We start from the raw sequence: 12,594 nt of genomic DNA, 5'->3' as shown, positions 1-12,594 counted from the left end.
GATGCACGCGACACATGCCTGGCGTGCGAGGCACTTCACTGGTGCTGGTGTGCGATAGCGGCATCGCGTCGGTCGGGCACGCCTGGTGGCGATGCGGAGCCGGCGTCGCGCTGCCCGCATTAGCCGGATCTGCTCCGCATCGGCTCTTCCAGGCATGCGCGTAGAACCCGGAACATCTGCGTTTCAGTCCGGCGTATGTCCACGCTGGATGGTCATTCCCAATGCCATTGATCGATGTTGTTGCGCCCCCAAGTGATTGGCGCTGGCCACCACAGCGCAGTAAATGGCAGCGTGGCCAGCGTCGCTAACCAAGCCTCCTTTTTCGCCATCGTGTAAAACGCACTGCCGTGTTGCATTAATTCGAACGCTGTTTCGAATTCTGGAAACTTTTTCGCACGCGCCCTGCCATAATTGTGTAAATCGTGTTAATTCTGTTGCACCGCGGCACGCAGGCCGGGCCGCCCCGCCACCAGAATCCGGAGTTCTTCCCATGTCCGCCAGCCGGTCGCTCAAGATCAGCGCGCTTGCCGTTGCCGTCGTTTCCCTTCTTCCGCTCTATGCCGCTGCCCAGCAGACGTCCGGCGACGACGGCGTCGTGCGTCTGGATGCGGTCAAGGTCACGGTCGAGCGGCGTTCGGAAGACTCCAAGGATGTGCCGGTTTCCGCCTCGGTATTGCGCCCGGAGTTCCTGGATGCCATCTCCACCAGCGGCTCGGACATCCGCGTGCTGGCCGGCAAGGCGCCCAGCCTGAACATCGAATCGTCCAACGGCCGTGTGTTCCCGCGCGTGTACATCCGCGGCTACGGCAATACGGACTTCAACACCTACGCCTCGCAGCCGGTGTCGTTGATCTATGACGACGTGGTGCAGGAAAACGCCTTCCTGAAGGGCTTCCCGATCTTCGATCTGGAAGGCCTGGAAGTGCTGCGCGGCCCGCAGGGCACGCTGTTCGGCCGCAACACGCCGGCAGGCGTGGTCAAGTTCAATTCGGTCAAGCCGACCATCGGCGCCAATGACGGCTACGCCAGCCTGTCGTACGGCACCTACGGCACCATGACCCTGGAAAGCGGCCTGAGCATCGCGATGGGCGACCATTGGGCAGCGCGTCTGTCCACGCTGGGCCAGCGCCGCGACGATTGGGTGGAAAACCGCGACGGCCGCGACCTGGAAGGCTATACCGATTCGGCCGTGCGCCTGCAGCTGCTGTACCAGGCCAGCGACGACTTCAGCGCGTTGTTCAATGCGCATGCGCGCCATCTGGACGGTACCGCGCGCCTGTTCCGCGCCAACATCATCCAGCCCGGTACCAATCAGCTGGTGGATGGCTTCGATGCGGAAAAATCCTTCATCGACGGTGCCAACCGCCAGGAACTGCAGACCTACGGCGGCAGCGCCAACCTGACCTGGGACCTGGGCGACATCGCGCTGCACTCGATCACCGCCTACGAAGGGATCGGCAAGTACTACAGCCGTGGCGATATCGACGGTGGCTTCGGCGCGGTGTTCGCGCCGCCGTCGGGCCCGGGCGTGATTCCGTTCCCGGTGGAAACCGCCGGCGGCATCAAGAGCCTGGACCAGTACAGCCAGGAAGTGCGCGCCGAATCGCAGTACGACGGCCCGCTCAACTGGCAGGCCGGCCTGTACTACTTCCACGACGATGTGGAAGGCGAAAACTACACCTACAACACCCTCAGCGGCGGTGATCTGGCCAGCTATCAGCTGACCCGCCAGCGCAATACCTCCTGGGCGGCGTTCGGCTCGTTGAACTACGCGGCCACCGACCGTTTGAACCTGCGCGCCGGCATCCGCTACACCTACGACAAGAAGACCTTCGACGTGCTGGCGCTGGACCGCGTCACCCTGGTCGAACCGTCCAGCGGCGAGACCGACAACTCCAAGGTCACCGGCGATCTGGCGGCTACGTTCTCCATCAACGACGCCGTCAATGTGTACGCACGTGCCGCACGCGGTTTCCGCGGCGCCAGCTTCGGCGTGCCGTCGGGCACCGCGCCGCTGACCGTGGCCGAGCCGGAGACGGTGGATTCGTTCGAGGTCGGCATCAAGTCGGACCTGTTCGACAACCGCGCGCGCCTGAGCTTTGACATCTACGATTTCCGGGTGAAGAACCAGCAGCTCACGGCGGTGGGTGGCGCGTCCAACGACATCCGCCTGCTCAATGCCGACAAGACCAAGGCCCGCGGCGCGGAGTTCGATTTCGAAGCCTTGCTCACCCAGAACCTGCGCGTCACCGCCGGCGGCGCCTACAACTGGACCCGCATCGACGACCCGAACCTGTCGGTGGGCATCTGCCGTACCTGCACGGTCACCGACCCGATCAACGCGGCCGGCCGTGCGGTGATCGACGGCAACGACCTGCCGCAGGCAGCCAAGTGGATGGCCAACGCCACCCTGCGTTACGGCATTCCGATGGGCAACGACGGCGAGCTGTTCTTCTACACGGACTGGTCGTACCGCAGTGAAGTGAACTTCTTCCTGTACGACTCCAAGGAATTCACCGGCCAGCCGCTGGTCGAAGGTGGCGCCAAGATCGGCTACAACTGGGGCGCGGGTGCGTACGAGTTGTCGGTGTTCTGCCGCAACTGCACCAATCAGATCCGCGTGACCGGTGCGATCGACTTCAACAACCTCACCGGCTTCATCAACGACCCGCGCATCGTGGGTGCGCAGTTCCGCGCCAACTTCTGATCGGCGTTTTGGTGGAGCACTATCGAACCGCCGGCGATCATGCCGGCGGTTTTTTTATGGCAGCAGGAGTGGGCAGATGCAGCGGACCTGGCAACGCGCGTGGGTAGCGATGGCGATGTGGTGCGTGGCGACAACCGCGGGGGCGCAGCAGTCGGCCGCGGCCGTGCAATCCACGCTGGCATCGGTGCAGGCCGAGAAAGTGGTGGTCTCTACCGACGTTGGCGACGATATCGACGATGCCTTCGCGTTGGGGCTATTGCTGCGTCGCCCGCAGTTGCAGGTGCTGGGCATCGCATCGACATGGGGCGACACCGCGTTGCGTGCGCAGTTGCTGCAGCGGTTGTTGCAGCAGGCCGGGCGCAGCGAGATTCCGCTGGCAGCGGGCGCGCGTACCACCAGCACCATCGCCTTCAGCCAGGCGCGCTGGGCGGCCAAGGGGCAGTTGCCGGCGGCACTGCCGGATGCGGCCGCGATGATCCTGCAGCAGGCGCGCCAGCATCCGGGCGAGGTCACCTTGCTGGTGCTGGGGCCGATGACCGATGCGGCGCTGGCGCAGCAACGTGACCCGGTCGGCTTTGCCAAGCTCAAGCGTGTGGTGGCGATGGGCGGATCGGTGCGGGTGGGTTATGGCAAGTCTGCGTATCGTCCGGCCAGTGCGCCGGCGCCGGAGTACAACATCCTGGCCGATGTGCCTGCAGCGCAGCGCGTGTTCTCATCTGGTGTGCCAATCGTGCTGTTGCCACTGGATGCCACGCAGATCAGCCTGGAAGAACCCGAGCGCATCGCACTGTTTGCGCATGGCGACGGGCTGACCGATGCGCTCACGCAGCTGTACTACCAGTGGCGCAACACCGACCAGCCCTGGGCCAGTGCCACGCCCACGTTGTTCGATGTGGTGCCGGTGGCCTGGTTGCTACGTCCGGCGCTGTGCCCGACCACGCCCTTGCATCTGGACGTGGATGCGCAAGGCTATACCCGCGAAGGGGCTGGTGCGCCCAATGTGCAGGCCTGTTTGCACGTGGACAAGCCGGCGCTGATCGAGATGTACATGCGTGCGTTGTTGGAGTTGCACGGAGAATGAGGAACACAAAGAGTCATGCCTGATCCCGCGGCGAGTGCTTCTTTGCAGCTCTTTGTGATCTAGCCAAAAGCCGGGTTGGTCGACAGCGCGGTGCCCTCACCGATCACGGGACACGCCGTGAACCTGTCCGTGGGGGATCGATGGCGTCATCCATGCCGCCATCGGTCCCGCAAGCGGTGAGGGCACCGCGCTAAACAGTTGGCTGCTGACCAACTGAACGCGGGTCACTTCGCTCGCGTGCTGCCGCGGATCGATTGTTGGCATTCGATGGACGCGATGACAGAACGAGCGAGGCCCTGCAGGCAAGTCGCAGTCCAGCTGCCTGCGCCAGGCGGCATGACGTGGTTCGGCGGTCGCTCCAAGCGCGAGTACCAGACCACTGCGCTCACCGCCAGTCTGCCATCGCATCGCTCGCCAGCAGCGCACGCTTGCCGCCCATCGGCAAGCAGCCACGTCGTCGCATCGGCGCCATCAGCCAGATGCGCAGCGTCGTTATACTTGCGTTCTCACATTGCGAGTAGCACGAATGGACAGCCAGGGATCACGGATGATGCGGTCGGGCACGCGGCGGGTTGTGCTGTGGGCGGTGTTGCTGGCCGTGGCGATCGGCGCGGTGGCGTGCAAGCGCAACGAAAGCGGTCAGCTACCCGCCGCCAGTGGCGAGGCGATCAAGGCCGAAAAGCAGGCCATCACCGGTTTCGCGCTGGCGCGTGCCTATCCCGACCAGACCAGCGACGGCCTGTCGCTGGCACTGGAATTCTCGCGGCCACTGGTCGGCACGCAGGATTTCGATGCGCTGGTGCGCTTCGAAGAAAAGGTGGGCACGGGCGACAGTAGCTGGACGCTGTCCGAGGACGGCAAGACGCTGCGCTACCCGTACGTCGAAGCGGCCAAGGACTACACCGTACTGGTCGACGCCAACCTGCTGGCCGCCGACGGCAGCCGCCTGGGCAAGCCACTCAAGCAAAAGGTCTACACCGGCGAACTCAAGCCTGTGGCCGGGTTCGCTTCGCAGGGCAGCGTGCTGCCGGCGCGCGAGAGCCGTGGCCTGCCGGTGGTGTCGGTGAACGTGCCGGAAGTGGACGTCGAGTTCCTGCGCGTGCGCGAGAAGTCGCTGCCGGCGTTCTTCCAGCAGTTCCAGCGTGGCGGGCGCCGTGGCAGCTGGGATCTGGAGAGCGAATACAGCGGCAACCAGCCGTTGTCCAAGCTGGCCGACCCGGTCTACGTCAATCGCTTCATCCTTGGCGGCAAGCAGAACGAGCGTGTGCTGACCTACCTGCCGACGCAGGACATCAAGGAGCTGCAGGAACCGGGTTTGTATTTCGCGGTGATGAAGCGCGCCGGCAGTTTCGAGAACGAATTCGACACCGCGTTCTTTACCGTCAGCGACATCGGCCTGCATACGCGCGCCTACAAGGACAAGTTGTTCGTCCACACCGCCTCGTTGCAGAGCGGCGAGCCGGTCAAGAACGTGGAGCTGCGCATCCTCGATGCCAAGGGCGAGTTGTTCCTGAAAGGGGCGACCGACGGTAACGGCAATGCGCTGCTCAACTACACGCTCGACGCCGGCCATGTGCTGACCGCACGCAGCAAGACCGACATTACGCTGCTGCCGTTCAACCAGCCCGCACTGGATCTGAGCGAGTTCGCCGTGGCCGGGCGCCAGGGCGCGTGGTTCGATGTGTTCGCCTGGGCCGGTCGCGATCTGTATCGCCCCGGCGAGACCATGCGCGTCTCGGCGATCCTGCGCGACAACGACGGCAAACCGACCAAGCCGCAACCGGTGTTCCTGCGCCTGAAGCAGCCGGACGGCAAGACCTTCCGCGAGACCAAACTGCTGCCGGGCGAGCAGGGCTACTTCGAATTCGCCCAGCAGATTCCGGCCGATGCACCGACCGGCCGTTGGCAGGTGGAATTTCGCACAGATCCGGCCAGCAAGGATGCCGTGCAGGGCATGACCGTGCGCGTGGAAGAGTTCCTGCCCGAGCGCATGAAGCTGGACCTGGACAGCACGCAAAAGACCTTGAGCGCCGGCCAGCCGTTCAAGCTGGTGGCCAATGCCGCGTATCTGTACGGCGCACCGGCCGCTGGCAACCGTTTCACCGCCAAGCTGGCAGTGAGCGTCGAGCAGCATCCGCTCGAAGCGTTGCCCGGCTGGTTCTTCGGCGACCCCACGCTGGAGCTGCCGCGCGAAGCCAGGGATGTGATCGACACCGAATTCGGTGGCGACGGCATCCTGCGCGAAGACATCGCATTGCCGGACGAGGCCAAGCCGGTCAGCACGATTGCCGCGGTCGTCTCCGGCAGCGTGTACGAAACCGGCGGGCGCACGGTCACCCGCACCCTCAAGCGCGTGCTGTGGCCGGCCAAGGCCCTGGTCGGCGTGCGCCCGTTGTTCGACGACGCCGACGGCGCCGATGCCAATGGGACGGCGCGCTTCGAAGTGACCCGCGTGGATGCCGATGGCAAGCCGCAGCCGGCCAAGGGCCTGAAGGTCACGCTGGTGCGCGAGCTGCGCGATTACCACTGGAACTACACCGACAACCACTGGGATTACGACTTCACCCGTCGCTTCGAAAACAAGGACACGCGCACGCTGGATGTGGGCAGCGTCAATGCCAAGATCGATTTCCCGGTGGAGTGGGGCGAGTACCGCCTGGACGTATTCGACCCGGCGAGCGGGCTGACCACGCGTTACCCGTTCCGCGCCGGCTGGAGCTGGAACGATGAAAACCGTGGCCTGGATGCGCGCCCGGACAAGGTCAAGCTGGCGCTGGACAAGACCGGCTACCGTGCCGGCGACACGCTCAAGGTCACGCTGACTCCGCCGCATGCCGGCAAGGGCGTGCTGCTGGTGGAAAGCGACAAGCTGTTGTACGTGCAGGACATCGACGTCAAGCCCGGCAGCAGCTTCGAGATTCCGGTGACCGAGGCGTGGGAGCGCCACGATGTGTATGTCACCGCACTGGTCTTCCGCGGCGGCAGTGCGCCCAGCAAGATCACCCCGGCACGCGCGGTGGGCGTGGCCTATGTGCCGATGGACCGCAAGGCGCGGCGGGTGGCGGTGGGCTTGTCCGCGCCCAAGCAGATGCGGCCCGAGCAGCCGTTGCCGGTGACGGTGAGCGTGCCCGAACTGGCGGGCAAGGCCGCGCACGTGACCATTTCGGCAGTGGACGTGGGCATCCTCAACATCACCCGTTTCCCGGTGCCCGATGCCAACGCACAGTTCTTCGCGCAGCGTCGTCTGGGGACCGATGCGTACGACATCTATGGGCGGGTGATCGAAAGTTTCGAAGGCGCCAGCGGCAAGCTGAAGTTCGGCGGTGACATGGCGCTGGAAGCCTTGCCGCAGGCCAAGCGCCCGACCGCGCGCGTGCAGACGGTTGACCTGTTTTCCGGCTCGGTAAAACTCGACGCAAAGGGCAATGCGCGCGTGCAACTGCCGGTGCCGGATTTCAATGGCAGCTTGCGCGTGTCGGCGTTGGTGTACTCGGATACCCGTTACGGCAACCGCGATATGGAAACCATCGTGCGTGCGCCGATCCTGGCCGAAGCCAGCATGCCGCGCGTGATGGCACCGGGCGACCGCAGCACGGTGACGCTGGACGTGCAGAATTTCACCGGCAAGCTGGGCGAATTCAGCGTGCGTGTGGAGGGCATTGGCCCGCTCGCCATCGGCGAGGCGTCGCGCAGCGTCAAGCTCGGCGTGGACGCCAAGCAGACGCTGAGCTTCCCGCTGAGCGCCACCGAAGGCTATAGCGTGGCCAAGGTGCGCGTGCGCGTGGATGGCAATGGCTTCAAGGCCGACCGCAGCTACGAGCTGCCGGTGCGCGCCGGCTGGCCACAGGTGTTGCGGGCACAGACCCGCGTGCTCGACCCGCTGGCGCCGATCACCCTGGACAGCGGCTTTGCCGATGGCCTGATGGCCGGCTCGGTGACCGCGCGCATGGTGGTCAGCGCGTTGCCGCCGATTCCGTTCGCCAGCGCATTGCAGGGCGCGTTGGAGTATCCGTACGGCTGCGCCGAGCAGACCACCAGCAAGGGCTATGCGGCGCTGCTGCTCGACGATGCCGCCGCCAGAACGCTCGGCACCAAGGGGCTGGAGGCGGCCAAGCGCCGCGAGCGCATGGAAGGCGCGTTCGGGCGTCTGGCGTCGATGCAGATCGCCAGCGGGCATTTTTCGATGTGGGGCGACGATGGCCACGTCAATCCGGGCCTGACCCCATACATTGCCGAATTCCTGCTCGACGCCAAGGAGGCCGGTTTTGCGGTGCCCGACACGGTGCTGCAGAAGGCGCTCAATCGCCTGAGCGAAGATCTGTTGTCCGGTGGCAACGAGTTCTATGGGCAGGACCGTCGCGACAACTTGAAGTTCGCCAATCAGGCCTGGTCCGGCTACGTACTGGCACGCGTCAACCGCGCGCCGCTGGGCACGCTGCGCGCGCTGTACGACAACCAGCGCGACAAGGCGCTGACGGGCCTGTCGCTGGTGCATCTGGGCATCGCCTTGTCGCTGCAGGGCGATACCAAGCGTGGCGATGCGGCGATCAAGGCCGGGTTTGCCAAGGACAGCAGCGAGCGTCCGCCGTACTTCGGCGATTACGGCAGCGCGATCCGCGACGACGCGTTGATGATGGCGTTGCTGCACGAACGCGGTTTGTCCATGCCCGAGTACGACACCCGCGCGGTGGCCCTGGGCCGCGCGCTGGATGCACGTCGCGCGACCGGTTGGTTGTGGCTGAGCACGCAGGAGCAAGTGGCGCTTGCGCGGTTGGGCAAGGCGTTGATGGTCGGGCAGGGCAAACAGGTGTCCGGCAGCTTGACGGTGGGCGACCAGGTACAGCAGATCGCACCGGCACGCGTGTTCGGGCGCAGTTTCGACAGTGCCGCCCTGGCGCGCGGCGTGCAGTTCGCGCCACAAGGCGAGGCGCCGATGTACGCCAGCCTGGAAGTGGCCGGCATTCCGCGCAGCGCACCGGAACCGGACACGCGCAATCTCAGCGTGGAGCGCAGCTGGTACACCACCGACGGCAAGCCGTGGACCCCGCGTCCACTCAAGGAAGGCGAAGCGTTGATCGTGCGCGTCAGCATCACTGCCAACAGCAGCATGCCCGACGCCTTGCTCACCGACCTGTTGCCGGCCGGTTTGGAAATCGAGAATTTCAATCTGGGCGATGCCAAGCAGTGGGCCGACGTGGTGGTGGACGGCATCGGCATCAGCGAGCGGTCCAGCGCCGCCGACGTCAAGCACGAAGAGTTCCGCGACGACCGCTATGTGGCCGCGCTGGCGCTGTCTTCGGGCAGCAAGGCGCAGGTGTACTACCTGGTGCGTGCCGTCACCCCGGGGACCTACACGGTGCCGCCCTCGCTGGTGGAAGACATGTACCGGCCGGAGTTGCGTGGTGTGGGGCGCAGCACGCCAGCCACGATGACGGTGGTGCAGCCGTAAGGTGACGCGTTCGCCCTTCTCCGTCGGGAGAAGGGGCCCTGCCAGGGGCGGATGAGGGGACGAGCGAAGCCTGGTGTCGTTGGCATGGCATGAGTGGCTTCGCCCGTACCCTCACCCCAGCCCCTCTCCCGCAAGTAGAGGGGCTTTTGCAGCGCGCTTGCGATGTTTCCCGGTAGCCGCTGAGTGCTTGCTTCGCATACAGCGATATCGCTGCGCCTTGTCTTCTCGGTGCGATGGTAGCGACACGCAAAGGTCATTTTTACGCTCTACGGTGGCGTGCTTTCTCATCAGCGCAGCATGATTGCTGCGCGACTTACGGGATTCCATGCAGCGCTTCGATCCGTACCGTATGCACCTGTCCGTTCTCGCTGTGGCCATCGCAGCATGCTCGCCTGGCGTGCAGGCTCGAAGTGTCGCTACCTCATCCGACTCCGCGCGCCTGGCGTCATCGATGCGCCCAGCCGGTGCTTCATCCAACGAAAGCCAGCGACCTGTCGAGACAGCGTCAGCCTTTGAAAAACTCTCTGGCCTCGCGACCGCAGCCTCGCCGAGCGACGCACCCAACAGCGACGCACCTAGCAGAGATGCAACTGCCGCAGACATGGCCAAAACCGGCGTACAAACCCTCGATGCCATGCAGGTCACCGGCGTGCGCCGCGCCAACGCGGCTGCGGTGGAAAGCAAGCGTGCGGCCACCAATATCACCGATGTGATCAGCGCCACCGACGTGCGTGCCTTGCCCGACAGCACCATCGTTGAGGCATTGCGGCGCGTGCCGGGCTTGTCCGTCTTGCCTGCCACCGACAACGAGCATCCGCGCGATGAAGCGGCCACGCCGGTATTGCGTGGCCTGGGGCCGTCATACAACAACGTCACCATCGACGGGCTCACCATCGCCTCGCCCGGTACACCGAACGGCACGCTCGGTTCGATCACCCGCGGTGTGCGCCTGGATCTGTTGCCGGCCTCGATGGTCAGCGAATTGCAGGTGGTCAAGACCTTCACGCCCGACCTGGACCCCAACGCCACCGGCGGTGCGATCAACCTGAAAACCCGCAGCGCGTTCGAAAACGGCGGCAAGCCGTTCTTCAGCGCCGAGGCGGCGCTAGGCCACGCCAACGATGTGGGCAAGCCGCGCGATCAGGACGATCCGGGCTATCGCGTCAACGCCACCGGCAGCCGCACCTTCGGTAGCGAGCAGCAGTACGGTCTCACCGTGTCTGCCAACTATCAAACGCTGAGCAGCTACACCGAAACCCATATGACCACCGACACGGTGCACTACGGGTTCTACGACAACAGCGGTGTGTTGCAGACCGGCGACAATCTCGGCAATGGCTGGGCGGTGCCGCAGCAGGATAAATACTGGTACGTGCAAGATCAGCGCGACCGTTATGGCCTCACCGGCAAGTTCGAGATGCGGCCCAGTGCGGCGCTCGAAGCCTACGCCATGGCCGGCTACTACTATTTCAAGGACGACATGGAGCGCAACGAGGTCATCATCGACCCGCGCAACCGTGGCCAGGTCTTCAATCAAACCGCAACCTCCGGCAGTTATCCCGGTGGCGACATCGAGGTGGGCTATTCGAACCAGATCGTCACCACGCGTACCAAGGTGGCGCAGCTGGGAACGATCTGGCGGCCCACCGATCGCCAACAGCTTTCCGCGCGTGGCGCGTGGTCGGATGCGACCTATGACGAGCCGATTCGCATGATCAAGTACGCCACCGGCATCACGCGTCCGGCACCGGTGCCGGTGGGCCAGACCGGCAGTGGCGTGACCATCAATGCCACGCCCAATTATGCGTTCAATTACGACACTTCCGGCCTGGATCAACGCTTCGGCGTGTCGCCGCAGGCGTATGACGACCTGGACAATTACAGCCTGTCGTACTGGCGCCCGGACTATAAACGCACCGCGTCCGACCGCATCCTCACCGGTCGGCTCGATTACGGTTTCAACCAAGGCGAAAGCGATCAAGGCATCGGTTTTGCGGCAGGCGTGTCGTATACCACCGACAAGCCGTCCTATGAGATCTATCGCGTCGAGTATCAGCCCAATACGACGGCGCCGGCGTTCGGCCTGGCCGACGTGGTAGGCACCGGCAGGGCGCCGATGCGCTATGCCGGTTTGAACCTGCTGAGCATCGACCCGAACAAGGCCAATCGCGTGCTGGCGGCCACGCCGTTGAGCGCATTCAACAGCACCGACCAGCAGGCCTTCAGCAACCAGGATAATTTCACGCATACCGAAAAAATCTTCGGTAGCTATGGCTTGGTCAGCTATCGCAGCGATCGCTTGAACGCGCAGGCCGGTGTGCATTTCGACAGCACCAAGCTCGACACGGTGGGCCGCCAGCGGCAGCTGGATGCGGCAACCAATCACTACGTGTACGTCGATAACCCGACCAGTGCGGATTACGACTATCTGCTGCCTTCGGCGGTGATGACCTATCACCTGACCGATGCGCTGGATCTGCGTGCCGGTGCAAGCCGCACGTTGGGCCGCCCGCCGTACGACGCCTATGCGGCGCGCACCTCCATCGGCTTCGTCAATACGACAGACGCCGGCAACCCGAATGCGCAGGGCGTCACCGTCACCATCGGCAACCCCGACATCAAGCCGCGCGTGTCCAACAACCTGGACCTGTCGCTGGAATGGCGCCTTCCCGGCGATTTCGATGCGTTCGCGTCCGCTGCCGTCTTCGACAAACATATCCAGGACGAGATCTTCACGCTCTCGCGCACCGATAGCTTCACCTTCGACGGCACCACATATGCGAATGCGTTGATCAGCACACCGGCCAATGCCGCCAAGGCGCGCATCCGTGGTGTGGAGTTCAACGGCATCGTCAACACGTTAGGGCCGGTCGCGCCGTGGTTGAGCGGCGTCGGTTTCAGCGCAAACCTCGCATTGCTCGATGGCAGCCTGGACGTGCCTTACAGCGTCGGCAGCGGCAGCAGCCTGACCCAGCGCGAGCGCACGCTCGACAATCTGGTCGGTCAACCCGATTACACCGCCAACGCGACGCTGTTCTACAACACCGGCGGGCTGGAACTGCGCGCGGCCTACAACCGGCAAGGCAAGGCGCTGCGCTCGGTCGTCAGCAATATCGACTGGCAGGACCTGTATTGGTCGCCGCGTTCGCAACTGGATTTCACCGCCACCTATGCGGTGAGCAAGCAGTTGAGCCTGATCGGCCAGGTCAGCAACATCACCCACAGCCGCATCACCAGCGTGACCGGCCCCGGGCAGAATCTGCTCAAGGACAGTTACTCGGTGCCCACCACCTATTGGGTGGGTCTGCGGTTCACGCCCACGTTGTGAGGGCAGCCAGGCAAGAGGTGGCGAAGCCT

General features: G+C 64.5%; 4 protein-coding genes. All 4 read left to right on the top strand.

The genetic code is table 11. The features are described 5' to 3' along the window. Positions 1-490 precede the first annotated feature (490 nt). The 4 genes from AC1POX_RS16450 to AC1POX_RS16435 all read left to right on the top strand — a co-directional run bounded on the left by AC1POX_RS16450 (position 491) and on the right by AC1POX_RS16435 (position 12,565). Positions 491-2,707 (top strand): TonB-dependent receptor, encoded by a 2,217-nt coding sequence (locus AC1POX_RS16450; protein ID WP_372356401.1) that lies wholly within the window; start codon positions 491-493, stop codon positions 2,705-2,707. A gap of 76 nt (positions 2,708-2,783) precedes the next feature. After that, entirely contained in the window at positions 2,784-3,788 is a 1,005-nt protein-coding gene (locus tag AC1POX_RS16445) for a nucleoside hydrolase (RefSeq protein ID WP_046935140.1), read from the top strand. A gap of 547 nt (positions 3,789-4,335) precedes the next feature. Next, positions 4,336-9,237 (top strand): alpha-2-macroglobulin family protein, encoded by a 4,902-nt coding sequence (locus tag AC1POX_RS16440; protein ID WP_372356400.1) that lies wholly within the window; start codon positions 4,336-4,338, stop codon positions 9,235-9,237. A gap of 325 nt (positions 9,238-9,562) precedes the next feature. Then, positions 9,563-12,565, top strand: coding sequence for a TonB-dependent receptor (locus tag AC1POX_RS16435; RefSeq protein ID WP_372356399.1), 3,003 nt, complete (start codon positions 9,563-9,565; stop codon positions 12,563-12,565). The last annotated feature ends 29 nt before the right edge of the window (positions 12,566-12,594 follow it).

Source organism: Xanthomonas sp. NCPPB 3442, assembly GCF_056725145.1.
This window is presented reverse-complemented; position numbering and strand designations above follow the sequence as displayed.